We start from the raw sequence: 24,816 nt of genomic DNA, 5'->3' as shown, positions 1-24,816 counted from the left end.
AGTAGGTAGCTGCCATATTTATTATAAAGACCTCATCATTCGATGGGGTCTTTTACTTTTAACGCCGTTCAGTAACACTGAACGGCGTTTTTGTTTGTTTATATTTGAATCAGTGAGAGCAATTATTAGTAGCCTGTTGATTATGATTTGCGCATCTTGCAATCAGACTCATTTAGCCCAGAAAAAAAATCCCATCATTCAGTTAGATAGCTCTTTTTTGAAGTTGGATGACGAATTGTATGCAAGAACGAATTTTAACGACAGTACGGAATTAGGAGATATTTTCATTTACAAACTAAATAGGCCCGGTGAGCTAAGTTTGATCCAGCACATTGATTCCTTACACGCAGAGTTCATTTTTGGCATTGACACTTTTACCGATTTTGACAACGATCGACGTAAGGACCTCCTAGTTGCGTATGGATTTGGAGCGCGAGGAAGCAATAAATTGAACTACTTGTTTGTTCAAAGAGAGAAAGAAAATAAGGCTACCTATTTCGAATATGTGAGAGGGTCTGATTATCCACCCAATTTGTATTACGATACAGCAAGAAAGGTGATTGAATCAACTATGTTCCATGGCGGGGTTACATTTGTTGACTATAAAGTGATTGAAGATTCTCTTGTCGAGTTAGGTGGCGTTGATGTAACCGGCGATGAAAAGTGGGTAATAAGAATTCATTACCTAATTGACGGTTACGGCAATCGGATTGAAACAAAACGGGATAGCGTCTTTGATGGATTTGACGACTTCTATTCGAGATAGTTTTGTTTGTTCCACGTAGTACTCTTCAGTTTTCCATCAGCCATATTTTAGCGAACTTGTAGCTAAATACTCCGGCTATGGAATACTCGATCGCTAAAGCACTACCTATCCTCGAAAAGACACCTGCCTTGCTAACATTCTGGCTGCAGGGTTTGGACGATGAATGGATATCTAACAACGAAGGCGAAGAAGCCTGGAGTCCATACGATGTGGTAGGCCACCTGATACACGGTGAGCGCACCGATTGGATGGCACGTATCAAAAAGACGTTGAGCGATCACGACAAAGAGTATGTTCCCTTCGATCGCTTTGCACAGTTTGAAGAAAGTAAAGGAAAAACACTCGATCAGCTACTTGCAGAGTTTACCATCGCCCGAAAACAGAACCTGGAAGAATTAACCTCACTCAACATCTCTGAACAGGATCTTTTCAAAACAGCCATTCATCCCTCATTTGGCATTGTTACTTTAAGGCAGCTACTATCTACATGGGTCGCGCACGATCTGTCGCATATAGGTCAGATAGCACGGGTAATGGCTAAGCAGTATAAGGAGGAAGTGGGACCATGGTCAGAATACCTGACCATCATGCACAGGTAATTATTTCCGCCTGCGGTAATCGCCGCGTTTCCACGCATCGAAAAACTCGGCCCACGATAGTGGACTGAAAATATTCATAGGTGGGCGCTGGCCATAGTACATAGCCTGCACGGACTGTATTTGCTGATAAACCGCCTGATTCTCGCGACCATCGCGGGGAAGCGTATACGCAAGTGCGCGCAGCGTTAGCGCATCCGTGTTCTTGCGGGCAGTTTCCAGGGCATCATCGGGTACACTCCAGTGTCTGAACGCGTACTCGAATTGCGCTTTGGTCGGCAATGCACGAATGATGGTCTCGGGTAGGTAAAAGGTATCCTGCACCATCAGCTGTATCAATGAGAAATAGTGGCCTTTCAGATCTGTGGGAATGGCATACTCCTTAAAACGGTAGCCAACTGCAGAGAATTGCAGGGTATCGCCTTTATAAGCAACTATGGAGAACACGCCCATTGGGCTGGATTCGACACCACGATTCTTGTTCTTCACCAACACGGTGACACCGGGGACGGCACGTAGGCTATCTGCGGTCATGGTCACACCATTTATCTGGATGATGTTCTCAAACGGATCCTGACCAAAGCTTTTGGAAGCGAACAGGACAAAGCAAATAAGTGCCAGGCTATATAACCATATCTTCGACAGCATGCAATTCAAAATTACAGTGTTAAAAGCGTATTACGAAGCGATGAGCTATTAATATTACTAATAAAAGTATTAACGTTTCACTCTTCAATTTCGTTACAAAGAAAGGTTGCATGGCGTATTTTTGCAGCACATTTAGCTCACTTTAACAAAGGATTATATGATAACCAAAGAGGCTGTATTGAGTGCATTAAGTAACGTGCAGGATCCGGATCTGGGTAAAGACCTTGTTACCCTCAATATGGTGCGCGATATAGAGATCGACGGGAAGAATGTTTCTTTCACTGTAGTGCTTACAACGCCCGCTTGCCCGATGAAAGAAATGATCGAGAAAGCGTGTGTGAATGCAATACTTCACCTGGTAGATAAAGATGCGAAAGTGAAGGTGCACATGACAGCAAACGTTGTCACCAACCGCAAAGACAACAAAGCTGTTTTACCTGGTGTGAAGAACATAATCATGGTTGCTTCTGGCAAAGGTGGTGTTGGTAAATCAACAGTAGCCGTAAACCTCGCATTGGGTCTGGCACAGGAAGGTGCTTCAGTAGGTTTGCTGGATGCTGATATCTACGGTCCATCTGTGCCTATCATGTTAGGTATGCGTGATGAGCGTCCTAAGATGACGGATGTGAATGGCAAAGGCATGATCGTGCCGATAGAACGCCATGGTATCAAGGCCATGTCGATCGGTTTGCTGATAGATGAAAAGCAAGCAGTGATCTGGCGCGGACCAATGGCGAGCTCTGCACTGAAACAATTCATCAGTGACGTATACTGGCAAGAACTAGATTACCTGGTGATCGACTTACCACCCGGTACCGGCGATGTACACCTAACACTGGCGCAAGCAGTGCCTGTAACAGGCGCAGTGATCGTGTCTACACCACAAGCTGTAGCAGCTGCAGATGCACGCAAAGCGATCATGATGTTCAAACAACCGCAGATCAACATTCCGATATTGGGTGTGGTAGAGAACATGGCTTATTTCACACCAGCAGAACTGCCGGAAAACAAATACTACATCTTCGGCAAAGGCGGCGCCAAACAAATGGCGGAACAATTCGAACTGCCATTCTTAGGTGAAGTGCCGTTAGTACAAAGCGTACGCGAAGGTGGAGATAGTGGGTTGCCCGCCATTCTTGATGAAACAAATCCAGCACGCGAAGTATTCCTGGAACTGGCGCAGAACGTGGCCCGCAACGTGTCTATCCGCAACGCCAACCTGGAACCAACAAAAGTAGTAGCAGTAGGATAAACTCCTCTAATAATATTGAAGCCCGGCAGAGATGCCGGGCTTTTTTTGTTTCTACACCAAGAGCTACAGGCATTATTTTACTGTTCTGCCTTGCATGTCGCTCAAAGAACTGTTGAAAGGTGGTACGCGTGGGCAAATGCCTGGGAATGTTCTGCCTATGCTAGCTACCCTTGTAGATAAAGCCCCTGAACAAGCCGACTGGTTGTACGAAGTGAAATGGGATGGCTACCGTGCGATCTCGTTTACCAGCAAAACAAGGCTCGATATCCGCTCTCGCAACAATAAATCTTTCAACGAGAAATTTTATCCTGTTTACAATGCGCTGAAAGAACTCGGCATCAATGCCGTGCTCGATGGTGAGATCATTGTTCCCAACGATGAAGGTGTTTCCGATTTCCAGGCACTGCAGCAATGGCGTAGCGAGGCCGATGGCGGCCTGGTGTATTATGTTTTTGATATTCTCTGGCTCAATGGTGTCAATCTTATGAATTTACCGCTGGCGCGTCGCCGTGATATATTACATGAAGTGCTTCCTGATGGTCACGATGTCATCAAGAATAGTAGTCATTTTGATACCTCGCCCGACGATTTTATGAAGATAGCAGAGGCGATGGGTATGGAAGGTGTTATCGCCAAGAAAACGGATTCTGTGTACGTGCCTGACTCTCGTTCAAAAGATTGGTTAAAAATAAAGGTGAAGAAATACCAGGAGGTGATCATTTGCGGTTATACAAAGAATGAAGGCAGCAGTAAGCAGTTCAGTGCACTGATGCTTGGATTATATGATCATGGTGAACTGATCAGCGTTGGCCCGGTTGGTACAGGCTTTAACACCAAAATGCAAACCGAGCTTCTGAAAAAACTAAAGCCACTCATCACAAAGAGATGTCCCTTTAAAGTTGTACCTGACTATAATAAACCTTCGCGCTTCAGGCCCAATCCACCCAAAGCGGAAGTAACGTGGGTAAAGCCGCAGTTGGTGGCTGAGATAAGTTATGCAGAGATTACCAGCGATGGAGCGATCAGGCATCCATCCTTCAAAGGTCTGCGGGAGGATAAAGACCCGAAGACGGTAACCTGGGAGAGGACAAAGAAGACGACAGACGTGGTGAAGAGTAAAAGGAAGAAGATCGTTATTGAAAAACCATCGAAAGATAAAGAGCGTCGCACGTTGCTGAATCCCAGTGAAGAGATGCAGGTGCGCGAGGTGAACGGCAACCAGCTCAAGTTCACCAACCTGAGCAAGGTATACTGGCCTGCAGAGAAGTATACTAAGCGCGACATGATCAACTACTACTACCAGGTAGCTCCGTTCATGCTGCCCTATATGAAAGACCGGCCGCAAACACTTAACCGTCACCCTAATGGTATCAACGGCAAAACATTTTACCAAAAGAATGTAACCGGTAAAGTACCTGAGTGGATCGAAACGTTTCCATACTACAGTGAGACCGACCAGGAAGAAAAGAACTTTCTCGTATGCACAAACGAAGCCAGCTTGCTATACATCGCTTCGCTGGGCTGTATAGAAATGAACCCATGGCATAGCCGCACAAAGAAGCCCGACAATCCCGACTACTGCATCATAGATCTCGACCCTGATAAGAATACTTTTGAGCAGGTGATAAAAGCTGCACAGGTAACGAAAGAAGTGTTAGATGCATTCGGCATTCCATGTTATTGCAAAACTTCAGGTTCCACGGGGCTACATATTTATATTCCGCTTGGAGCAAAGTATAACTACGAACATTCTAAAGAGTTTGGTCGCATCGTTGCACGCATTGTACACGAAGAGTTGCCTGGATTCACCAGCATAGAACGCGCTACGAAAAACAGGCAGGGAAAGATGTATGTCGACTTCCTGCAAAACCGGCCACAGGCTACAATAGCTGCACCGTATTCCATTCGTCCTAAACCTGGAGCTACTGTTTCTGCACCGTTACATTGGGATGAAGTGAAGAAAGGGATGAAGATGAAAGACTTTACCATCAGGACGATGCCATCAAGGCTTGCAGAGGTTGGCGACCTGTTTAATGGTGTTTTGGATAAGGGTATCGATATGAAGAAGGTTGTAAAATCGATAGCGAAGCTGAACGATAGCTATGGCAGAGGCGCAGACAAATTATTAAAATTGTTGTAAATTAAAATAAATAAAAAAGCCCGGATAAGCCGGGCTTTTTATATAGTTGTAGTAAGAACTACTTTACTTGTTTGTTTACAACTTTAGCCAGCTCAAACATTGAGATCTGGTCTTTACCGAAGATAGGACGCAGCCTGGCATCTGCGTTGATCATCCTGCGGTTTTTGCTGTCTTGCAGACCATGCTTGCGGATGTATTCCCATATTTTCTTCACGATCTCAGTACGTGCAGCAGAGCTAGTACCGATCACTTCAGCTAGCGCCGGGCTTACTGTAAGTGGAGCCATGAACGCAGCATTTGGTTTCCTTGTAGATTTCTTCTTAGCAGCTGCCTTTTTAACGACTGCTTTCTTCACAGCCTTTTTAACGACTGCTTTCTTTACAGCCTTTTTAACGACTGCTTTTTTCACGGCCTTTTTAACGGCTGCTTTTTTCACAGCCTTTTTAACGACTGCTTTTTTCACGGCCTTCTTAACGGCTGCTTTTTTTACAGCCTTTTTTACGACTGCTTTTTTCACAGCCTTCTTGGCAGTTGCCATAATTGTTCAATTTTTATGGGTTAAAAATAATTTTCGTTTCGTCCGGTTTTACCCGGGTTTCCGGGATTTAAATTACATATTTCCCTGTTAAGTTGTACAAGTCCCTAGGGAAAATGTGGGAAAAATGTCAATAACACATCTCTCCGGCTACCTAAGAAAAACGTACCAACAGCCCGGTTTTCTCTACGGAAGGCGCACTTTTTACAAAAACTCCTACCTTTGTCCTCCAATTCTAAACAAGGCAACATGCGCAAACTAAGTTCATACCTGCTGCAGCTGCGCTCTATTCACATAGAGGGGCAGGCCTTGTATACGTATTTCAGCTAGCTGCCTTAACGTCTGCAATCTGCTCCGGGCTTAGCCCGCAGGCATTTTTACTTACAATTTTTTATTCGATCAACGTTAAAACAACTAACAGCTATGACAGCTGCTGATAAATACTTTTTAAAAGCTAACGACAACTATCCCTACGACCTGGAGGCAGTGCTCGAGGCGTTGGAATACGGGTTGTCGACCGATGATATGCACCCCGGATTGCTGACACTGATGGGTAAAATTTACCACCGTGACCTCAGGCAATTTGAGCCGGCGCGAGAATGTTTCGAGACCTCGCTGTACAGTGATGAGCTCTACGTAGACACTTATTATGCCTATACACACCTGTTACTATGGTTGAACGAGCTGCCTAAGGCTGAGGACATCATCCTGAGGGCATTGAAGGTGCCCGGTATCGACAGGCCCAAGATGCTCTACTTTAAAGCCATACTGCACGAAAAGCAGGGTGACTATAAGCAGGCTACAGATAGTCTGAAAGAAGCCATCAGGCATAGCCAGACCACGGAGTGCCATAAGCGTTACGAGGAAGAAATAGAGCGCCTGCAAACCAAAGACAAGCGCATAAAAGAATACACTGCGCCGATCAATATCATCCTCACAGGGTAAGGCTTTTGCCTTACCCTGCTTTATATGGAATAAAGTTTGTGGTAGGTTTGGGAAAAACATGCTGCTACCCATAGGCGACGATAACAGGGATAGACGCACCACACCCTGGGTCAACTACCTGCTTATCGCTGTCAACATATTGGTGTTCATCTACTTCCAGAACTGGGGACGTAATCTTGGTTTCACTTTTGCCTATGCTACCGTGCCCGGTGAAATATTATCCGGTACCGATATTGTAACCGGCAGCAAGCTGATGAAAGACCCTTATACTGGCGAGACCTTCCAGTTGCCGGGACTGCAACGAACTCCCATCCCTGTATTTCTCACGCTGGTCACTTCCATGTTCATGCACGGGGGACTGGCGCACCTGCTGGGCAACATGATGTTCCTCTGGATATTCGGCGACAACCTGGAAGATGAAATGGGACATAGCCGATACCTCTGGTTCTATATGATCTGCGGCGTTCTTGCAGGGCTTGCGCACGTCTTCAGTGCTGTGTTCGTTGGCCAAAGCCTTTTGACACCTTCGTTAGGGGCCTCAGGTGCTATCTCGGCTGTATTGGGCGGATACATTCTGTTGCATCCGCGCAGGGGTGTGCACGTTTGGATATTGTTTTTTATCGTCACTGTACCGGCCTTTATCGTAGTAGGGCTGTGGTTTGTATTCCAGGTATTGAACGGGTTGGGCTCGCTGGGGGGAGAAGAAGCTGGCGGGGTAGCTTACGGCGCTCATATAGGTGGGTTTATCGCCGGGTTGTTATTAGTAAAACGCTTTGTAAGGAAACGACCCAAAGTGACCGTGCGACGATTTTTGTAGCTAAACAGGCGAGCGTTGATAGAAACACGCTATGACCAAACAGCTCAGCAACATACAGGAACATGGCTTTGACTGGTACGATATCTCGGACCCGACAAGGGAACAGTTAGACGTGCTGGCCCGGAGGTATTGGTTACATCCTGCACAGATCAACGACTGCCTGCAACCGGGACACCTGCCCAAGTACGAAAAGATGGATGGTTGCTCGTTCATTATCTTCCGGATACATGTGGATGCAGGCAGTAAGAATGCAGACAGCATGTTGGAGCTGACCGATAAAATAGCCATATTCTTTGCCGAGAAGTTTATCATCACTGTCCATAAGGACGAACAGCCGTTTATGCTCGCTCTTGGCCGGCAGGTGGCATCTAATAGGTGCCGGTCTTCGGCCCAATTACTGAACCAGATACTTTACTCATCCCTTGTTACCTATCAGCGGCCTTTAGATGGCCTGTCGCGAACGGTAGATCATTACGAAGAAGTGGTGTTCCTTCGGCCCAAGAAGATATCGATGCTTAAAGGACTGTATCATCTGAAACGGAGGATAGACCTGGTGCGGCGTATGCTGATACTCTCGTACGAGATCATCGATTTTGTAGACTCAGAAACCGGCAACGTAGACACCCGCGATACGCGTGATGAATATGTAAAGCTGCAGCACATGTTCGACGTGCTCTCCGAGGACATTCACCAGCTGCTGAACGTATACTTCGCCGCAGCCTCGCAACGTACCAATGAGATCATCCGCGTGCTGACCATCTTCTCCGTATTCTTCCTGCCGCTTACGTTCATTGTAGGTGTGTACGGTATGAACTTCCATTTTATGCCCGAACTAGGCTGGAAACTTGGATACCCAGGGGTCATCGCCCTGATGATAGCAGTCACAGTGCTTATATTTCAATGGTTTAAGCGGAGGAAGTGGTTGTGATAATATGCTTGTCATCTCGCGAGTAAGTGTTAATTTTCCAGAATGTAATCCTTCCAATTACTATTGAAAGATGAAAAGAATATTTCTGTCGGCTTTGTTGTGTGGAGTTTTGATCGATGCTGGTGCGCAGCATATAGTGAATCCCGGTCGGATGGCTATAAACATTGACCTGCTGGATGCAAGAGGGAATAAACAAAATCTCCCATTGGGCCATAAGGTCACTGCCGTATTCTATACAGACCCTGATGCCAAAGATGTGATAAACCCGCTTTCCGAAGCGATGGAAAAGAGGAAGCTGCCCAAGGATAAATTCATCGGGGTAGGGGTGATCAATTGTAAAGACACCTGGGTGCCTAATTCGGCTATGAAGATCAGCGTCAGGCAGAAGGAGAAACAATCGCCTGGTTCTGTGATCTTGTTTGATGAGAACAAGGCGCTTGCAAAAGAATGGAGCCTTGGCGACTGCAATAACGCTTGCGTGTTGGTCATAGTGGGAATGGATTCGCGGGTGAAATATGCAAAGGCCATCAGATCGCAGGAGGAATGTCGCGCTGCCATGGGAGCGATAATGAAATTGCTGGAAGAGGAGATAGGCAAGAGTTGATAAAAACAAAACGGAGAAACAGCTTCCGATATTTCTCCGCTCTCGATACGTCGGGATGACTGGATTAGCTTCGCTGGGAGGAGTTCGAACCAGCGGCATCTTCGTCCCGAACGAATCGTCCCGCCAGCGGGCGGGGCTACATCCCGAAACCGGTTATACGTTCACGCGATTTTTTTCATCCACCCATTTCTCCGCTTCTTCAAACGTATTGAACATGCGGGTAGTTAACTTGCCAACCTCTGCTGATGCTTCGTCGAATGCTGCTGCTGCCATCTGCGCAAATATGTCCTGGCTCAATACCAATGCACAGTAACGCAGACCGCTGTTGTACACTGCCGGAGTCCATACTTCGGTTACCCATTGCATCTCCACACCCCAGGTACCTTTAAACTGGCGGTTGTCGTTGATATAGCAGCTCACGTTTTTGTCGCGGTTTTGTTCCAGCCAATGCATCAATACCGTAGCACCATCCACTATATCCTGACTGCTGGAAAAGCCTATCCAGTTAGCATAGAGGTAGTGCTTCTGTTCATTGTAAAACAGCTCGTAGTATATTTCGTCAAGCTCATTTTTCAGTTCGGCTAGCTTTTGCATATTGGTTCTATTTCTGTTTCAGTTTTTCTATTTCGTCCAGCAGTTCCTGCTCGCGTTTTTTATGTCGTTCAATGATCTCGTTCATCAGGCGCTGCATCGATGCATACTGTTCTTCCATGCGAATGGCGCTTTTCTGTTGCACCAGCTTCAGCTTTTCTACCAGCCTGGCATTTTCAAAGGTCGTCCTCAGGTTGATGGCATTGGCCGCCATCGCCCTGCACAAGCGTTCCGCTATAGCAATATCATCTTCATGAAAAGCGCTGAAAGAAGCCAGTTCTACTACACCAGCTGTGGTGTTGTTGAATTTCAGGGGAATGATGAGTATGTGAGACGCCGAAAGGCTGCCCGCTCCTGACTTGATATTGTACGCATATCCGCCCGGAACCTCTTTGAGGTATTTGGTCTCGCCAAGCGAGAATACGTTGCCGGTGATCGTTTCGCTGGGTTTGATGGTGACTGCGCGCGGGTTAGAGGTATCTCCTCCCAGTTCAGATACCAGCTCTAGAACATCGCGTTCAGTATCGTGCATCAGCACAGCTCCGTAGCAACATTCAAACTGCCGTAGCAGGCAGGCCAGCGCGGCATCGCTTAGTTGCTTTATCGACGAGCTGTTGTGGCTAATGACAGCTGTTATTTCGGCCAGCAACGAGTCGCTGCGGATAGATCGTTGCAGTTCCTTGTCGTTGGTCTCTATAAACTGGTTACGGTGTCGTGTACGCATATCGTACTGATCGCTGCCGGGTATGGCGACCTTTTATCGGGCGCACCGGCTACAGTACAAATATAGAAAAAGAAGGTTACGAGAATAGTTGCCTTACGCTTGTTTGCTGGCCATCCATGCTTCGCGACCTTTGCCGGCAAACACGTGGCGCTCGCTGTGGTAAGATGAACGTACCAGCGGACCGCTTTCAACGTAGTCAAGGCCCATTTTATAGCCTTCTTCACGGTAGAAAGCAAACTCGTCAGGGTGCACGAAACGTACTACCGGCAAGTGCTTTTGCGTAGGCTGCAGGTACTGACCTATGGTCACAACGTCACAACCGTTGTCGGCAAGGTCCTGCAGGGTTTGCAATACTTCTTCCTGTTTTTCGCCAAGGCCCAGCATGATACCGCTCTTGGTGCGCATGCCGCCGTCTTTCAACCTGCGGATCACCTCCATACTGCGGTGGTATTTGGCCTGTATACGCACTTTGCGCGTCAGGTTCTCTACCGTTTCTATGTTGTGCGATACAACCTCAGGAGCTACTTCGATGATGCGCTCCAGGTTTTCCCACTGGCCTTTAAAGTCGGGTATCAGTGTTTCAAGCGTAGTATCGGGATTGAGTGAGCGTACAGCCTTGATGGTATTGGCCCAGATGATGGAGCCACCGTCTTTCAGCTCGTCGCGGTCTACCGATGTGATCACCGCGTGCTTCACCTTCATCAGGTAAATGGCTTCGGCTACGCGTTGAGGTTCGTCCCAGTCCACAGGCTCAGGACGGCCGGTAGCTACAGCGCAGAAGCCGCAGGAACGGGTGCAGATATTGCCGAGGATCATGAAGGTTGCAGTACCCTCGCCCCAGCATTCGCCCATGTTAGGGCAGTTGCCGCTTTCGCAGATCGTGTGCAGCTTGTGGGTATCCACCAGGTTGCGCACGTGGCGGTAACCCTCGCCCGTAGGCAGCTTGACACGCAGCCAGTTAGGCTTCTTCACACGGGTTTCCGTAGTCGGTTCTGCTTGTACAATTGGCAACTCCTGCATAATGGCATGCAAGTTACAATCATTGCCAACGTTTGCCAAATTGGAAGGATGCGTACACGCTTACTGTGTATGGATAGGCTTTTTGCAAAGCCATCAATTCTACTTTTTTAGCATACAACTCGCCGCTTACACCGGCTTCCACGGCCATCTTCATGGTCTTTGACGGTGCAAAGTCGAAGTGCAGGCCGGTTTTGAGGTGTATGCCGGGGTTGAACCCGATCTCGCCAAGGCCTTTGCCAAAGCCTGCGCTACCTATGATATAGTTGGCTGTACCATTGTCCTCGCGCAGCCCCAGGAACTTGCGCTGATTGGAATCAGAGTATTTGATGGTCTCTACCGGGCCGGCCTGGCCGCCCTTTACAGATTGTACTTCGAGATAATATGGCTTTACCAAACCGGCACTGAAGCCGCCAAGGTATACCCAGTGAATGGCTACCGTACCGTGTTCGGGCTTGCCTGCTATCAGCCTGCGGGCGCCGTAACCCAGCTTCAGTGCGTAGAAGTTATTGATCTTGCCGTAGGCGAAAGCCATTGGGGAGTTATCGCTTGGGTTGTTGCTGCGCTTTACTTCTTTAGGGTGGCGCACCTCGTCCAGTTCGATCTGGGCAAGCCTGATATTGTAGAAATAATCGCGGTTCTTTTCTTCGCTCCTCACCCAGCCTTTGTCGACGAACAGGCCCCAGCCGTTTGAGTTCAGGCGCAGACCGCCGCTCATCTCGGTTCGGATGGGCTTGGGCTTCTTAACTACGACACGCTTTGCGGTTGGCTTGGGAACAGCTGTTTTCGCAGTGGCAGGCACAGCGACCTTTACACCCTGCGTAGTGTCTGGCGTGGTGGCGATTTGCTGAGCATTGCTTTTAAAAGCGATAACCAGGCAGCCAGACAGTAAGCTCAATTTGATAAACCCTTTCATATACTTTTCTTAATCAACACTTTTAGCCTTTCCCTCAAACGTACATTTAAGGTACGATAAACTTTGGTTCCAAAATCAGATACCAGTAATTTTAACTCAAAATACAGGCCATGACCTCGAAAGTAGTATACACAGGCGGTTTGCGGGCCACAGCAACGCACCTCCGCTCAGGATCGGAAATAGAAACAGACGCACCAACTGACAACAATGGAAAAGGCGAACGCTTCTCGCCTACAGACCTAGTAGCCACTGCATTGGCTTCGTGTATGGTGACCGTGATGGGCATTACAGCCAACGCTCACAACATCGTAATAGATGGTGTAGAGTGCGAGATCGAGAAGATCATGGTAGCCAACCCAAGGAGGATCGGCGAGGTCAAAGTGAATCTTTACTTTCCTAAGACACAGACGTATACCGATAAAGAGAAGAAGCTATTGGAACACGCAGCGCTTACCTGTCCCGTGTTAGAGAGCCTCCATCCTGACTGTAAGAAGACAGTGCTATTTGTTTGGCCCTGATCTTATGATGCTTAGGCCGATAGCACAGTCGAGACAACGTTTATTTGCACAATAGTTATTGTAAAGCTGAAGCAGCGATTGAGATTGTGCCGCATTTTGCGCGGTCCAGTTGCTTTCTTTCCACATTTTGAGGATGTTGTTGTCCTCAGCCGGTACTGCATCCAGTAACTGAAGGGCGCGTTCCTGCTGCTGTGCATTGCCATGCTTACTTGCATAGAGGAACTGTATAGGTGCTATAGTATTGATGACGATGTTCTCTATCGAAGAATTCCCAAGTTTCTTATTGGTGGTTCCCTCTTGTGCTTCGTCAAACGTGAAGTGATCTTTCCAATACGCGCTCACCGCTACTTCCAGCAGTGGTTGTATCTCCTTCACTGTATGTGTCTCCACTATTTGCGAGAAGAGGTGAACCGACCTGTGCACCAGCGCTGCAAACTGTGCTATGCGTATGGTTGGGAAGTTTGCCGGGCGCAGCCTCAGGAATTTCCATAGGTGACCAGCTATCGGTTGTAGCTTGTACTTCTGCCTGAGGTAAGCGTATTCTTTCTTCAGTGTGTTCGGATACTCATCTTTGAACTCTTCTTCCAGCATCCCCGCTTGTCCGAACAGCAGCGCTTCTATCTGCATGAGGCTTTCGCGATGTTTGGCTAGTATGTTGAGCGGCAGTGATTGCGCCAGCATCTGGAATGGCACGGAGTTGACCTTGAACCCAAAGTTATAAGCCATGCGCCAGTAGAGCAGGTTGCGCCAGTCATCCGTACTGGAGGCCAGCAGTTCTTTCCAGGTTACCAGCTTTTCTTCCCAGCGCTCGGCCAGCAGGCGGCTGAGCCAACTTTCCTTTGTAATGTCTTTTATAGTGGCCAGCTGTGTAGCGCAGGGTATCTTAGCAGTTGCCTTGATAAAATTGCCGTGCTGCTCGATGATCGACGCCGGGATGTGCTTTGCCAGCTCGAGCACGGGTACATTATCTACTACCCGGGCTGTATCATTGTTATATACCACATGCAGTATAATGTTCTGGTAAGCGGGGTCGTCCTGGTGGCCGTGTTTGTTCCAGTCGCTCGCGTTGATGTGCAGCTCTATATGTCCTGCGAGTACGGTATTGCCTACGCGTACTTTGGCCTCGAGGAAGTCGGGGCCTGCGTTGGTATTGTACCTGCCGGAGTTAATGATGGTGATTGTTTCGCCATCATCGGTAGATAGATCACCGGGTTGGTACAGGCTGTATCGCCAGATGAACTGCAGTAACTTTTCTTGCATAGGGGTGGTTTACCCCCTCAAATTACAAATAAGCCGCCATTTGTTCCTGGTATTCCGCAGCAGCCTCACCTGCACGTTTCGCAAAGTCTGCATCATTGCCGGCAAAGATGATGGCGCGCGATACGTTGATCAGGATGCCTCCGTCTTTGTTCATCGCGTTCTCGCATACCGTTGGTACATCACCGCCTTGTGCGCCTACACCCGGTACCAGGAAGAAGTGCTCCGGCAGCATGTTGCGGATGTCGCGCAGTTGCTCTTTGCGGGTAGCACCTATTACGAACATCAGGTTGCCGGGGTTGCCCCAGCCCGCCACTGTTTGCAGTACTTTTTCGTACAACAACTCGCCGCCACACTGCTGCAGCTGGAAGTCGCCGCTACCAGGGTTTGATGTCAGCCCCAGCACGATAGCCCAGTTGCCATCGTATTGCAGGAAAGGCTTTACGCTGTCGGCGCCCATGTAGGGAGCAACAGTTACGCTATCAAACGGGTAAGTACTGAAGAATGTCTTGGCGTATTGATCGGCGGTATTGCCTATGTCGCCGCGTTTAGCATCAGCAATGGTGAATATGTCTTTAGGAATATAATCGAGCGTTTTGCCCATGCTGATCCAGCCCTTCACACCCTGCGACTCGTAGAAAGCAGTATTGATCTTATATGCAACCGTATAATCTTTGGTAGCATCGATGATCGCTTTATTGAAAGCAAACACGGGATCTTCTTCCGCATACAGGTGCTTAGGTATCTTTTCGAGGTCTGTATCAAGGCCTACACAAAGCACCGACTTCTTGGCGCGGATGGCTGAAACTAATTGAGCGCGGTTCATCATATCCTAAAAACTTGAGGCAAAAATAACTATTGGTCTTTGTACTTGCCTATTTTATCATTAATAGCCATATCTGTCACCTTGCTGGTGTGCAGCTTCATGTTGATCAGCAGCGAGTCTGCACCGCCTTCATAACAAGCAGTTTGTATATCATTCAATAACTGCATCACCTTATCGTACGGACCTTCTATAACGGTCTCGAATGGAGATACTACATATTTCAAACCCGATGCATTGATGGTAGCAATGGCTTTGTCGATGATGGTGTACGCTTCCTGGCGACTCTTTTCAAGCGGCAATACCTGGATGGCGAGGTTTACTATATTATTCATGTGAGGAAATTTGCGCGCAAGTTAGCGGCATTCTTTTAAGATTTTTTAACGCCCTATAGATTTTTATTGTTTTGGTGGGTAACTCGTTGCCCCTACATTTGCAATCTCACATCAAACACATAATGATTATGAAACGCTTTGCCTTTACTTTGATCGTAGCCGCATCGTTGATGAGCGACGCTTATGCACAGGGACTGAAACTGCCTGCGCTGAGCCCAACAACCAAGATCACGCAAGACTTCTCTACTTCTACTATCGAACTGTCTTATAGCCGTCCGTCTATACGCGGCCGCAAAATATTTGGCGACATCGTGCCTTACAACACTGTATGGCGCACTGGTGCTAACTCTGCCACCAAGATCAAATTTGGCGAAGATGTTACTTTCGGTGGCGTACCTGTAAAAGCCGGCGAATACGCACTGTACACCGTTCCCGGTGCTACTGAATGGGAAGTGATCCTGAACAAAGGCGTTGGCAATTGGGGCGCTATGGGTTACAACACTGCTGATGATATTGCCCGTTTCAAAGTTCCTTCTAAGGCGATCAATGAAACCGTTAGCTCGTTCACAATGGGCATCAACGATATTACTTTCAACACTGCCAACCTTGACATGGCTTGGGAAAAGACCAAAGTGACCATTCCCATCAAAGCTGACAACGAAGCACGTTTGAATGCAGACATCGATAAGGCGATCAACAATCCTTCTATTCCTTATTTCCAGGCTGCCAGCTACTACTACGAGACCAACCAGAACCTGGAGAAGGCTTATACTTATGTAAACAAAGCAGTAGAAGAGAATCCTAAGGCTTTCTACATGTGGCACCTGAAAGCGAAGATCGCGCTGAAGACAAACCGCAAAGCTGATGCTATCGCTGCTGCCAACAAATCTATCGAGCTAACCAAAGGCACACCAAACGAAGGTGAATACCAACGCAGCAACCAAAAAGTGATAGACGCAGCCAACAAAATGTAATAAACGCAAACCAAGTATATTTATACCCACAGCCAGTAACAACAGCTGTGGGTTTATTTTTCTATAGATCATGAGAAGACTCTTTTTACCGTTAGCATTTCTTTTCTCTCAGTTTTCTTTTGCGCAGCAGGTGCGTCCCGGCACATCGGCGCAGATATATAATGAGATAGCGCGACTGAAGAACCTGACCAATGTGCTGTACTTCGCCGCACACCCCGACGACGAGAACACACGCCTGCTGGCATGGCTGGCCAACGACCAACATATACGTACTGCTTACCTCTCGCTGACACGTGGTGATGGCGGCCAGAACATATTGGGCAAAGAGCAAGGTGCGGCGCTGGGACTGATACGCACACACGAGCTGATAGAAGCGCGCAGGCTGGATGGTGCCGAGCAGTTCTTTACCCGCGCTATCGACTTCGGTTTCTCGAAGACACACCAGGAGACCTTCAAGCACTGGAACGAAGACCAGCTGGTGAGCGATGCCGTGTGGGTGATACGCAAATTCAGGCCCGATGTGATCATTTGCCGCTTTCCGCCGAATGAACAGGCCGGGCATGGACAACACGCCGCATCTGCTATCATAGCGGAGAAAGCTTTTGCAGCAGCTGGCGATCCAACCAAGTATCCCGACCAACTGAAGTATTACGGAGTTTGGCAACCCAAGCGCATCCTGTTCAACTCCTTCCGCTTTGGCGACCGCAGTACTATTTCTGAAGGCGACTTCAAGCTGCCTGTGGGGCAATACAGCGCGCTGATAGGTATGGGTTATGGTGAGCTGGCGGGCATCAGCCGCAGTATACACAAAAGTCAGGGTGCAGGTACGCCCAGCACTCCCGGTGTGCAGAACGAATTCTTCAGACTTGTAGCAGGTGAACCAATTACCAACTCGCTGTTTGATGGTGTTGATATAACATGGAAGCGCGCGAACCGCCCCGAGGTTGGTAAAGAGATAGATCAAATATTGAACGCTTACGACTTCAGGCATCCTGAGAACAGCCTTGGCGCTTTGCTGGAACTGCGCCATGATATAGAGAAAGTGAAAGACGACTACTGGCGCACGCAGAAGCTGGCGGAGCTGGATGAGATCATTATGCAAAGCACCGGGCTGATGGCTGAACTGTATGCCAAACAGCCCGAAGCCATTGCAGGTAGCACGCTGCCATTTACCATGCGCCTGATAGCACGCTCTTCTATGCCGGTTACGGTGGAATCTATTGTATGGCCTGATGGTGATACTACCATGAACTACAGGTTGCCGCACGATTCGCTGATCACTATAGATCGCAGCATCACTATTCCTGCATCTACTCCTTATACAGAACCTTACTGGCTGGCGCAGCAGAGCGAAGACGGTGCGCACTTCGTGATACCGGTTGATACACTGCGTGGTTACCCCGAGGCGCCCAACAACCTGAATGCAATAGTGAATGTGAAAGTGGATGGCCGTACATATCCAGTGCCTGTTCCCCTGTCGTACAAGAAACTGGACCCTACCCGTGGTGATGTGATCCAGAACATCAGGATAGTGCCGCCTGTTACTTTGGAGTTTACTTCCGGGCTGCTGATGGTGGCGCCCGATGGTTCTTTGAGTGCCGGCGTACGTATCCATACATTGAAAGACCTGAACAATGCAACGCTGGTACTGTTTAATGGTACTACCAGCAAAGTGGTGAAAGGCATCAGCATGACTAAGGGTACTGATACCACCATCTATGTGAATTATACCGCCAAAGAAACTGCCGGTAGCAAGGATGACTTTTACCTCGCGGCTACGCTCGCAGAAGGTAGCAACGCTTACATGCGTACCAAGAATCTCATTGAATATGACCACATACCTACGCTGCAATACTTCACCAATGCTTACACCAAAGTGTTGCGCAGCAACTGGCAATCTACTGCCAAGCGCATTGGTTATATAGAAGGTGCTGGCGATCTTACCCCAGACATTCTTCGTCTTGCAGGCTTGCAGGTAGATGTACTGAAGCCATCGGATATTGATGCGGACCGTCTGAAGAAATATGATGCAGTGCTTACAGGTATACGCGCGGTGAACACGGAGAAGCGCATGGCAGTATGGATGCCGGAACTGATGCGCTACGTAGCCAACGGTGGTACGCTGGTGATGCAGTACAATACTTTGCAGGATATGTCGACCACGCAGCTGGGACCATATCCCATCACGCTCTCCAGCAAACGCGTTACTGAAGAAGATGCTGCCGTTGAATTTATAGTTCCTGATCATAAGCTACTCAATCATCCTAATAAGATCACCCAACAGGATTTTGCTGGCTGGGTGCAGGAGCGTGGTTTATACTACCCGGCAAAATGGGATGAGAAGTACCAAACCATTTTCAAAATGAACGATGCGGGTGAAGAAGCGCTGACCAGCGCCACACTGTACACGCAGTTTGGCAAAGGTCATTATGTATATGCGCCGCTGTCGTTCTTCCGTCAGTTGCCGGCTGGTAATAAAGGCGCGATACGTTTGTTGCTCAACATGCTGTCTGTAGGTAAATAACATGAAGCCTGAACACAAACAGAACTGGACTCCCTGGTATTTTGCAGTGCTGCTGGCGTTGGCACTGCAAATACTTTTTTATTACCTCTTTACCCAATACTGGCAGTGAGTACACTTGACTGGATTATACTGCTGCTGACCCTTGGTGGTATCATTGCCTACGGTGTGTACAAAGGCCGCGGGCAAACCGGCTCCGACAGCTATATACTGGCGGGCAAGAACATGCCCTGGTACATTGTGTTGCTGGGCATCATGGCCACACAGGCCAGTGCCATCACTTTTCTTTCTGCTCCCGGGCAGGCGTACACTGATGGTATGCGCTTTGTGCAGTATTACTTCGGACTGCCGATAGCGATGGTGGTGATCAGCATCACGTTCATCCCCATCTTCCAGAAGTTGAATGTCTATACCGCTTATGAGTATCTTGAGACACGTTTCGACAGGAAGACGAGGTTGCTGACCTCTGTGCTGTTCCTTATCTCGCGCGGCTTGTCGACTGGTATCAGTATTTATGCGCCGTCCATCATCCTGTCGTCTATCATGGGGTGGAATATCTACCTCACTAATATCATTACCGGTGGGCTGCTTATTATCTATACCTACACGGGTGGTGCCAAAGCCATTGCACATACGCAGAAGCTGCAGTTCCTCATTATCCTCGGCTCCATGGCTATTGCGGGCTATCTCGTGGTAGCTGGATTGCCCGAAGGTGTCACGATGGGCGATGCGTTGTATGTAGCTGGTAAGTCCGACAAGCTGAATGTGATCACTACCGGTTTTGACTGGAAGGACAAGTACAATATCTGGAGTGGTATCATTGGTGGGTTCTTTTTGGCGCTCTCTTACTTCGGTACCGACCAGAGCCAGGTAGGCAGGTATATCACCGGTAAGGATACCCGCGAAAGCCGTCTTGGTTTGCTGATGAACGGGTTGGTGAAAATACCCATGCAGTTCTCGATACTGCTGATAGGTGCGCTGTTGTTTGCTTTCTATAGTTTCTATCCCGCGCCTGTCAACTTCAATGATGGTGCGTATAAGAAGTTTGCGAAGGGTGAACCGGAAGTGGCCATACCTATTGAGCTGGAGTACCAGCAACTGCATACCAAGTACCAGCAGCAGGTAACAGCACTGGCGCTGCAACGCAACAGTCATAACCAGGATTCGGTGGCGCCCATGGCAGCTGCTTTGAAGCGCACGCAGGAGGAGGTGGACGCGCTGCGCGGCACCGTGCAAACGGAACTGATAAAGCATGGCTACAGTGCTGATGCCAATGATACCAACTACATCTTTCTCTACTTTGTGAAACATACGCTGCCTAAGGGTTTGGTGGGGTTGTTGTTTGCAGTGATCTTTCTAGCCTCGTGGGGATCTATATCGGCGGCCATCAACTCACTGGCCAGCTCGTCGATGATGGATATACAGTTGCTGGTAAAAGACGAACCGGATAAAAGCCGCCAGCTGATGTTGGGCAGGCTGCATACGCTGGGCTGGGGCATCTTCTGCATTGGGGTGGCGATGTTTGCCACACGGATGGGTAGCTTGATAGAGGCGGTGAACATACTAGGGTCGCTGTTTTATGGTACGATACTGGGCATTTTCCTTGTGGCGTTTTATGTGAAGCGCGCCGGTGGCACTGTGGTGTTTACGGCTGCGGTGATAGCCGAGGCTTGTGTGGTGATCGTGTATAATCTCGATATTGTTTCCTTCCTGTGGCTGAATGTGATAGGGGCGCTGGTTGTGGTTATTGTCAGTTTACTTGGGTCGTTAAAGCGGACGCTTTAGTTTGTTTTTGGTCTAAGCGGGACGCTTAGACCAGTGTTTTATATACCATTTTCCCGTTTTTGCTTCGTGCGACATTTTAATGGCTGAATGCCTGTATAGCGAGGCTTTGGGCGGATTTGTGTCGTAAGTGACGGCGGTGAAAATGTATATTTTGGTATAGTTTTTTGAGATTCCGCGAAGAAAAAAATAATTGCCCTGTGGTTGATTAGAGACGTTGGATGGAGAGTGATAGGATCATGGCACGACGGTTTTATATCTTTTACAAAGATACAAAATAATATAAATAATTGTTGTTAACGATGCCGCTATTTCTTTGTCTTTGTGGTTGGCTTCGGTTTTAGGCTGGCTATGTATTCATAGCTTTTAGCAAACCATGGTTGCAGGTCTTTGGCCTTTTTAAATAGACTGTCAGGAACAACGGCATACTCTTTCAGCACAGTGCCGTGCTGCTCGCAGAGGGTGGTCTTATATTTCCTCAGGAATTCTTCCAGCGCTGCATCCGGCAATCTGAGCGCCAGCGTGCCTTCTTTGGTGAGGAAGGCAAACATATGGCCGTTGAACGAAGTGTAGGGCATGGTGGCGCCTTTGCGTTCTATGCCATCTATAGTCGCCACCAGTTTGTCGAACAGGGCAAGACTTTCTTCTGGAATAGTGCTGACCGGTTTTTTAGCCATGGTTCAAATTTAGTTTTAACTTTCGTAAATGAAAGCAAGCGGACGCTTGCTGTTGGTTTGGGTCTAAGCAAATGCTTAGACCAGTGTTTAGTAAAAAAGTATATGCCCAAAACAAAAACATACAGTTTCAAGGCAATTATCTATAAAACCGGCATCAACTACGCAGTAGATGTGCCGGAAAAGATATCCGGTGCGCTGGAGGCGGTGCGTGGGTATATCAAAGTGAAGGGTACGATCAATGGTTTTGCCTTTCGTACTACGCTGGTGCCGGTGAAGAATGGGCCGTGCAGGTTGTTCACCAATCTTATAATGCTGAATGGTGCGAGTGCCTGGATAGGTGATGAGGTTAAGTTTGTGATAGAGCAGGATGTTGAAGTATTAGAAATTGACTACCCCATGCCGCCGGAGTTAAAGAAACGGTTGAAGGAAAAGAAACTGACAGCTGTTTTTGATGCACTGACACCTTCGCGCAAGAAGGAGATACTGCGCTATCTTGGGTTTATTAAAACAGAAGAAACATTACTGCGGAATATTGATAAGCTGGTGACGAGGATGGAAGAAGGGCAGCCTGCTAGGATACCGTAAGCAAGCGGATGCTTGGGGTGGTTTGGGTCTAAGCAAATGCTTAGACCAGTATAGAGTTTGGGTCTTAGCATTTGCATAGACCAGTATTTGTAATAAATTCAGAAAATGAATCCATACCATTTTATTTTTTATTACGTCCAAACATTTTGGAGCAAACGAAAGGCTGACGCGCGTCTCCATGGGCAAATGGCAGTTTTCTTCACGGTATTAATGCACGTTTTACTATTAGTAGAAGTGATATGGGACCTAACAGGAATACAATTGCTGTATTTGCCAGATTTGCCAACTTATGGACAGAGAAAGAGCGTAATGATGTTGTGCCTTGTTCCGTTTCTCATACCTTTCTTTTTATATTTTTCAAAAACAAAAGCAGCCCAAATCAATGATCATTATGAGAGCCGTGGACTTAGTGACGCTAAGCAGTTGACATGGTTTTGTTTGGTTCTCGTATTGCCCTTTGTCCTTCTTGTTTTGTTATCGGTACTTCGTCAAAATGGAATAATATAATCCGGTCTATGGACATGCTACTACCAGACGTAACCATTCAGCCGTTCGATCCGAAATACCAGCGGGGTATAGACCTGATGCTGGGCACTATTGTTCCTGAATATCCCGAGCCGTTCTTTCACCTGCCGGTAAGGAAGATAGAAGAGCTGCATAAGCTACCCGGCCGACACTATTGGGTGGCGCTGAGTGATGGCGAGGTGATAGGCAGCATAGGAGTCGTTGTGATGAAAGATTATGCCGTACTCAAAAGCCTGTTTGTATTCAAAATATGGCGTGGCGAGGAAAAGGGCGTAGCCAATAACCTGATGAAGGTGGCTACGGAGAAAGCAAAAGAAGAAGGCTGCAAGACAATGTACCTCGGCACCATGGAGCAGTTTAAACCCGCACAACGGTTTTATGAAAAGCAAGGCTATGAACGTGTGGATGAAAAAGATCTGCCGTCCGGCTTCCCTCACAATGATCTCGACAAAGTGTTTTTCAAAAAGTCTATATAACAAAACAGCCCTCGTGTGAGGGCTGTTTTGTTATTCTATTGTATCGAGAACTTTTGAATGATCGTTCGGTCGTTGTAGTGCAATTCTGCGGTGTAAAGCCCGGGCGGTAAATGCGCGACATTGAAACTGTGCGTTACAGTGCCGGAGGTCCCTTTAAGCAGATGGCTGTAAACAGGCTTTCCCACTATGTCGCGCAGGGTTATTGTGGCATCAGCCGTCAATCGTTCGTTGAGCTTTATTGTGACATACCCGGTAGCAGGATTAGGATAGATGGTGAAACCATGCTCCTGCAACGAAACATCGTTGACGCTAACCGGCCACTCGGTCTTGACAATTATCGGGGTACAGGAACGGTTATTGGCCATGTTCGGGTCTATTAGCGCGGAGTGTGACGCGCCGGCTATTATAACCAGGCTGTCGCACCAGTTTAGCGTGTCGGTAGAGGGAATAGGCATGTTGTGCGGCGGTTGCAAAACAACTGCACCGACGAGGGTAGACGGGGCAACGATGGAGGCGGGTATTATACCAAAAGCTTCGCCGGGTGCGATATTGGGAACAAGGAGCACATCTGATTTGGATGCACGCCAACCTAACTTTACATAAATAGAGTCGGCTGTATAAATGGTATCGGGCCCAAGATTTACTACTGACCAATACATGTAGTAAACAGTCTTCCCATCGTGTATCAGGGTTTGGTAGGGCGTCATAGTATCCAAACTATTCTTATTGTTTGGTGCGCTGACCTGGCGCAGTTGAAGCGCAACGTCGGCTGTTCGCTGTGCGTGCACAGTTGTTATAGATGCAATAAAAAGCAGGGAGAAAGCGTAAAGGAGCTTTATCATAGTCAGTGTTTTAGGTTGGTTAAAAAAATAGGTTCTATAAAAATAGTCGGAAATATTTTAAACTATCAATTATTGACATTAAAATGTTGCTAATAATGAGGGCAGTAATGGCGGCATCTGTTCCCCGGGTATTCCCCTGCCGCAAAAAAAATGCGTGTATGTTCTTATTCGAAAGCAATAAATGAAACAGCTCTTCGTGCGAGGGCTGTTTTTTATTTCTATTGTACGGAGAACTTTTGAATGATCGTTCGGCTGTTATAGTGCAATTCTACGGTGTAAAGTCCTGCAGGCAGGTGGCTGATGTCAGCGGTATGGGTTAGGTTGCCCGGGGCATCTTGTATTGCCTGAGTATATACCGCGGCTCCTAACATATTTCGTAGTGTAACCTGTGTGTTTCTCATTTGAACGCCGCATGCGTATTTTATTGTGAGCGATGCGGAGACAGGATTTGGAAAGAGTTGCAGTTCGCCGTGCACGCCTTGCACATCTGCTATTTCTGTTGGCCAGGCATAATGTGCATCAACAAAATGACAGAAAATGTTATTGCTCAAGTCTGCGTCAAGAAGTACGCCATTTATGACCTCCCCGGTTATCCGCACGCTATCGCACCAATAAAGGGTATCTGATCGGGGGATAATCTTACCCGGAGGAATATTAAAAACCAGGTTGTTTCCCTGGGGTGTGAACACAGCTGTGTCGCCGGGGCTTAATACAAGTTGATCGGTGTAATATTTGTTGCCATTGAGATAGACCGCCAGGGTGTCGAACTTTAATAGAGAATTGGGGCCTGAGTTTTTTATAACGAATTCAAAGAAGTATTCCGTTTTGTTGTCGTAATTGACCGTTTTATAATGGGTCATCGGTTGCATGTTGCCTGGACTGGTGCCATACCGTATTTGCAGTATGCGCATGTCAGCCTTTCGCTGTGCCCATGCGGCCATGTGGGCGACAATAATGCAGAATAACAGGACGCAGATTTTTTTGGTCATAGTAAGTGTTTAGTATAGTGATGCCGTTCTTAT

General features: G+C 47.8%; 27 protein-coding genes. 15 read left to right on the top strand and 12 right to left on the bottom strand.

The features are described 5' to 3' along the window. A partial coding sequence (locus P2W83_RS18630; protein ID WP_276135293.1) for a hypothetical protein occupies window positions 1–766 on the top strand: 766 nt, incomplete at its 5' end. Between the two features lie 77 nt (window positions 767–843). Beyond that, window positions 844–1,365 carry a DinB family protein gene (locus P2W83_RS18625; RefSeq protein ID WP_276135292.1) on the top strand — a complete coding sequence of 174 codons (522 nt, stop codon included), beginning with the start codon at window positions 844–846 and terminating at the stop codon, window positions 1,363–1,365. Here the strand turns inward: P2W83_RS18625 and P2W83_RS18620 are convergent, their stop codons facing one another. Further along, a complete protein-coding gene (locus P2W83_RS18620) occupies window positions 1,366–2,010 on the bottom strand; it encodes a peptidase associated/transthyretin-like domain-containing protein (protein WP_276135291.1) in 645 nt (214 codons plus the stop codon). 157 nt (window positions 2,011–2,167) lie between these two features. On the opposite strand from P2W83_RS18620, the gene P2W83_RS18615 reads away from it, so the two are divergent. Further along, window positions 2,168–3,262: an Mrp/NBP35 family ATP-binding protein gene (locus P2W83_RS18615; protein ID WP_276135290.1), complete on the top strand. Its 1,095-nt coding sequence runs from the start codon at window positions 2,168–2,170 to the stop codon at window positions 3,260–3,262. A 31-nt stretch (window positions 3,263–3,293) separates the two neighbouring features. After that, window positions 3,294–5,402: a DNA ligase D gene (gene ligD / locus P2W83_RS18610; RefSeq protein ID WP_276135289.1), complete on the top strand. Its 2,109-nt coding sequence runs from the start codon at window positions 3,294–3,296 to the stop codon at window positions 5,400–5,402. Window positions 5,403–5,460: 58 nt separating this feature from the next. Here ligD and P2W83_RS18605 read toward each other — a convergent pair whose 3' ends face one another. Further along, a complete protein-coding gene (locus P2W83_RS18605; RefSeq protein ID WP_276135288.1) occupies window positions 5,461–5,940 on the bottom strand; it encodes an SWIB/MDM2 domain-containing protein in 480 nt (159 codons plus the stop codon). Window positions 5,941–6,360: 420 nt separating this feature from the next. Between P2W83_RS18605 and P2W83_RS18600 the strand changes: the two genes are divergently transcribed. From P2W83_RS18600 to P2W83_RS18585, 4 genes are all read left to right on the top strand, one after another. Then, a complete protein-coding gene (locus P2W83_RS18600) occupies window positions 6,361–6,882 on the top strand; it encodes a tetratricopeptide repeat protein (RefSeq protein WP_276135287.1) in 522 nt (173 codons plus the stop codon). 58 nt (window positions 6,883–6,940) lie between these two features. After that, window positions 6,941–7,699 (top strand): rhomboid family intramembrane serine protease, encoded by a 759-nt coding sequence (locus P2W83_RS18595; RefSeq protein WP_276135286.1) that lies wholly within the window; start codon window positions 6,941–6,943, stop codon window positions 7,697–7,699. A 31-nt stretch (window positions 7,700–7,730) separates the two neighbouring features. Continuing rightward, window positions 7,731–8,627: a magnesium transporter CorA family protein gene (locus P2W83_RS18590; protein WP_276135285.1), complete on the top strand. Its 897-nt coding sequence runs from the start codon at window positions 7,731–7,733 to the stop codon at window positions 8,625–8,627. Window positions 8,628–8,697: 70 nt separating this feature from the next. Next, window positions 8,698–9,231 (top strand): YtfJ family protein, encoded by a 534-nt coding sequence (locus P2W83_RS18585; RefSeq protein ID WP_276135284.1) that lies wholly within the window; start codon window positions 8,698–8,700, stop codon window positions 9,229–9,231. A gap of 153 nt (window positions 9,232–9,384) precedes the next feature. Here the strand turns inward: P2W83_RS18585 and P2W83_RS18580 are convergent, their stop codons facing one another. The 4 genes from P2W83_RS18580 to P2W83_RS18565 form a co-directional block, all read right to left on the bottom strand. After that, window positions 9,385–9,825: a hypothetical protein gene (locus tag P2W83_RS18580; RefSeq protein ID WP_276135283.1), complete on the bottom strand. Its 441-nt coding sequence runs from the start codon at window positions 9,823–9,825 to the stop codon at window positions 9,385–9,387. Window positions 9,826–9,832: 7 nt separating this feature from the next. Continuing rightward, window positions 9,833–10,546: a GAF domain-containing protein gene (locus P2W83_RS18575; RefSeq protein ID WP_276135282.1), complete on the bottom strand. Its 714-nt coding sequence runs from the start codon at window positions 10,544–10,546 to the stop codon at window positions 9,833–9,835. A 93-nt stretch (window positions 10,547–10,639) separates the two neighbouring features. Next, window positions 10,640–11,566 (bottom strand): lipoyl synthase, encoded by a 927-nt coding sequence (gene lipA / locus P2W83_RS18570; protein ID WP_276135281.1) that lies wholly within the window; start codon window positions 11,564–11,566, stop codon window positions 10,640–10,642. Window positions 11,567–11,585: 19 nt separating this feature from the next. After that, window positions 11,586–12,479, bottom strand: a complete 894-nt coding sequence (locus tag P2W83_RS18565; protein ID WP_276135280.1) for a hypothetical protein — start codon at window positions 12,477–12,479, stop codon at window positions 11,586–11,588. A gap of 110 nt (window positions 12,480–12,589) precedes the next feature. Between P2W83_RS18565 and P2W83_RS18560 the strand changes: the two genes are divergently transcribed. Then, a complete protein-coding gene (locus tag P2W83_RS18560) occupies window positions 12,590–12,997 on the top strand; it encodes an OsmC family protein (RefSeq protein ID WP_276135279.1) in 408 nt (135 codons plus the stop codon). Here P2W83_RS18560 and P2W83_RS18555 read toward each other — a convergent pair. Genes P2W83_RS18555 through P2W83_RS18545 form a run of 3 tightly spaced genes read right to left on the bottom strand, consistent with a single transcriptional unit; the run spans window position 12,980 to window position 15,412 of the window. After that, window positions 12,980–14,257 (bottom strand): DUF2851 family protein, encoded by a 1,278-nt coding sequence (locus P2W83_RS18555; RefSeq protein WP_276135278.1) that lies wholly within the window; start codon window positions 14,255–14,257, stop codon window positions 12,980–12,982. The two genes, P2W83_RS18560 and P2W83_RS18555, sit on opposite strands and share 18 nt — an antisense overlap. Window positions 14,258–14,279: 22 nt before the next feature. Beyond that, window positions 14,280–15,083 carry an orotidine-5'-phosphate decarboxylase gene (gene pyrF / locus P2W83_RS18550; RefSeq protein ID WP_276135277.1) on the bottom strand — a complete coding sequence of 268 codons (804 nt, stop codon included), beginning with the start codon at window positions 15,081–15,083 and terminating at the stop codon, window positions 14,280–14,282. Between the two features lie 26 nt (window positions 15,084–15,109). Continuing rightward, entirely contained in the window at window positions 15,110–15,412 is a 303-nt protein-coding gene (locus P2W83_RS18545; RefSeq protein ID WP_276135276.1) for a thiamine-binding protein, read from the bottom strand. A gap of 128 nt (window positions 15,413–15,540) precedes the next feature. Here P2W83_RS18545 and P2W83_RS18540 point away from each other — a divergent pair, with 128 nt between their 5' ends. The 3 genes from P2W83_RS18540 to P2W83_RS18530 all read left to right on the top strand — a co-directional run bounded on the left by P2W83_RS18540 (window position 15,541) and on the right by P2W83_RS18530 (window position 20,692). Beyond that, window positions 15,541–16,386 carry a DUF2911 domain-containing protein gene (locus P2W83_RS18540; protein ID WP_276135275.1) on the top strand — a complete coding sequence of 282 codons (846 nt, stop codon included), beginning with the start codon at window positions 15,541–15,543 and terminating at the stop codon, window positions 16,384–16,386. Between the two features lie 70 nt (window positions 16,387–16,456). Further along, on the top strand, window positions 16,457–18,910 hold the full coding sequence (locus P2W83_RS18535) for a PIG-L family deacetylase (RefSeq protein ID WP_276135274.1): 2,454 nt from the start codon (window positions 16,457–16,459) through the stop codon (window positions 18,908–18,910). Window positions 18,911–19,015: 105 nt separating this feature from the next. Continuing rightward, entirely contained in the window at window positions 19,016–20,692 is a 1,677-nt protein-coding gene (locus P2W83_RS18530) for a sodium:solute symporter family protein (protein WP_276135273.1), read from the top strand. A 305-nt stretch (window positions 20,693–20,997) separates the two neighbouring features. On the opposite strand, the gene P2W83_RS18525 is transcribed toward P2W83_RS18530, so the two are convergent. Next, on the bottom strand, window positions 20,998–21,366 hold the full coding sequence (locus tag P2W83_RS18525) for a TfoX/Sxy family protein (protein ID WP_276135272.1): 369 nt from the start codon (window positions 21,364–21,366) through the stop codon (window positions 20,998–21,000). A gap of 102 nt (window positions 21,367–21,468) precedes the next feature. Between P2W83_RS18525 and P2W83_RS18520 the strand changes: the two genes are divergently transcribed. The 3 genes from P2W83_RS18520 to P2W83_RS18510 all read left to right on the top strand — a co-directional run bounded on the left by P2W83_RS18520 (window position 21,469) and on the right by P2W83_RS18510 (window position 22,952). Beyond that, complete coding sequence (locus P2W83_RS18520; protein ID WP_276135271.1) at window positions 21,469–21,951, top strand: YdeI/OmpD-associated family protein; 483 nt, start codon at window positions 21,469–21,471, stop codon at window positions 21,949–21,951. Window positions 21,952–22,056: 105 nt separating this feature from the next. Beyond that, window positions 22,057–22,458: a hypothetical protein gene (locus P2W83_RS18515; protein WP_276135270.1), complete on the top strand. Its 402-nt coding sequence runs from the start codon at window positions 22,057–22,059 to the stop codon at window positions 22,456–22,458. A gap of 8 nt (window positions 22,459–22,466) precedes the next feature. Beyond that, window positions 22,467–22,952, top strand: coding sequence for a GNAT family N-acetyltransferase (locus P2W83_RS18510; RefSeq protein WP_276135269.1), 486 nt, complete (start codon window positions 22,467–22,469; stop codon window positions 22,950–22,952). Window positions 22,953–22,987: 35 nt separating this feature from the next. On the opposite strand, the gene P2W83_RS18505 is transcribed toward P2W83_RS18510, so the two are convergent. Both P2W83_RS18505 and P2W83_RS18500 read right to left on the bottom strand, forming a co-directional pair. Next, window positions 22,988–23,794 (bottom strand): T9SS type A sorting domain-containing protein, encoded by an 807-nt coding sequence (locus P2W83_RS18505; protein WP_276135268.1) that lies wholly within the window; start codon window positions 23,792–23,794, stop codon window positions 22,988–22,990. Between the two features lie 218 nt (window positions 23,795–24,012). Next, window positions 24,013–24,783, bottom strand: a complete 771-nt coding sequence (locus P2W83_RS18500; RefSeq protein WP_276135267.1) for a T9SS type A sorting domain-containing protein — start codon at window positions 24,781–24,783, stop codon at window positions 24,013–24,015. Window positions 24,784–24,816: the final 33 nt, after the last annotated feature.

The organism is Polluticoccus soli (assembly GCF_029269745.1).
Classification (GTDB): Bacteria; Bacteroidota; Bacteroidia; order Chitinophagales; family Chitinophagaceae; genus Polluticoccus; species Polluticoccus soli.
This window is presented reverse-complemented; position numbering and strand designations above follow the sequence as displayed.

Bases quoted from the DNA above. Each gene is read 5' to 3' on its own strand.
- P2W83_RS18625 (WP_276135292.1), top strand. From the start codon at position 844: ATGGAATACTCGATCGCTAAAGCACTACCTATCCTCGAAAAGACACCT.
- P2W83_RS18620 (WP_276135291.1), bottom strand. From the start codon at position 2,010: ATGCTGTCGAAGATATGGTTATATAGCCTGGCACTTATTTGCTTTGTC.
- P2W83_RS18615 (WP_276135290.1), top strand. From the start codon at position 2,168: ATGATAACCAAAGAGGCTGTATTGAGTGCATTAAGTAACGTGCAGGAT.
- ligD (WP_276135289.1), top strand. From the start codon at position 3,294: ATGCCGGGCTTTTTTTGTTTCTACACCAAGAGCTACAGGCATTATTTT.
- P2W83_RS18605 (WP_276135288.1), bottom strand. From the start codon at position 5,940: ATGGCAACTGCCAAGAAGGCTGTGAAAAAAGCAGTCGTAAAAAAGGCT.
- P2W83_RS18600 (WP_276135287.1), top strand. From the start codon at position 6,361: ATGACAGCTGCTGATAAATACTTTTTAAAAGCTAACGACAACTATCCC.
- P2W83_RS18595 (WP_276135286.1), top strand. From the start codon at position 6,941: ATGCTGCTACCCATAGGCGACGATAACAGGGATAGACGCACCACACCC.
- P2W83_RS18590 (WP_276135285.1), top strand. From the start codon at position 7,731: ATGACCAAACAGCTCAGCAACATACAGGAACATGGCTTTGACTGGTAC.
- P2W83_RS18585 (WP_276135284.1), top strand. From the start codon at position 8,698: ATGAAAAGAATATTTCTGTCGGCTTTGTTGTGTGGAGTTTTGATCGAT.
- P2W83_RS18580 (WP_276135283.1), bottom strand. From the start codon at position 9,825: ATGCAAAAGCTAGCCGAACTGAAAAATGAGCTTGACGAAATATACTAC.
- P2W83_RS18575 (WP_276135282.1), bottom strand. From the start codon at position 10,546: ATGCGTACACGACACCGTAACCAGTTTATAGAGACCAACGACAAGGAA.
- lipA (WP_276135281.1), bottom strand. From the start codon at position 11,566: ATGCAGGAGTTGCCAATTGTACAAGCAGAACCGACTACGGAAACCCGT.
- P2W83_RS18565 (WP_276135280.1), bottom strand. From the start codon at position 12,479: ATGAAAGGGTTTATCAAATTGAGCTTACTGTCTGGCTGCCTGGTTATC.
- P2W83_RS18560 (WP_276135279.1), top strand. From the start codon at position 12,590: ATGACCTCGAAAGTAGTATACACAGGCGGTTTGCGGGCCACAGCAACG.
- P2W83_RS18555 (WP_276135278.1), bottom strand. From the start codon at position 14,257: ATGCAAGAAAAGTTACTGCAGTTCATCTGGCGATACAGCCTGTACCAA.
- pyrF (WP_276135277.1), bottom strand. From the start codon at position 15,083: ATGATGAACCGCGCTCAATTAGTTTCAGCCATCCGCGCCAAGAAGTCG.
- P2W83_RS18545 (WP_276135276.1), bottom strand. From the start codon at position 15,412: ATGAATAATATAGTAAACCTCGCCATCCAGGTATTGCCGCTTGAAAAG.
- P2W83_RS18540 (WP_276135275.1), top strand. From the start codon at position 15,541: ATGAAACGCTTTGCCTTTACTTTGATCGTAGCCGCATCGTTGATGAGC.
- P2W83_RS18535 (WP_276135274.1), top strand. From the start codon at position 16,457: ATGAGAAGACTCTTTTTACCGTTAGCATTTCTTTTCTCTCAGTTTTCT.
- P2W83_RS18525 (WP_276135272.1), bottom strand. From the start codon at position 21,366: ATGGCTAAAAAACCGGTCAGCACTATTCCAGAAGAAAGTCTTGCCCTG.
- P2W83_RS18520 (WP_276135271.1), top strand. From the start codon at position 21,469: ATGCCCAAAACAAAAACATACAGTTTCAAGGCAATTATCTATAAAACC.
- P2W83_RS18515 (WP_276135270.1), top strand. From the start codon at position 22,057: ATGAATCCATACCATTTTATTTTTTATTACGTCCAAACATTTTGGAGC.
- P2W83_RS18510 (WP_276135269.1), top strand. From the start codon at position 22,467: ATGGACATGCTACTACCAGACGTAACCATTCAGCCGTTCGATCCGAAA.
- P2W83_RS18505 (WP_276135268.1), bottom strand. From the start codon at position 23,794: ATGATAAAGCTCCTTTACGCTTTCTCCCTGCTTTTTATTGCATCTATA.
- P2W83_RS18500 (WP_276135267.1), bottom strand. From the start codon at position 24,783: ATGACCAAAAAAATCTGCGTCCTGTTATTCTGCATTATTGTCGCCCAC.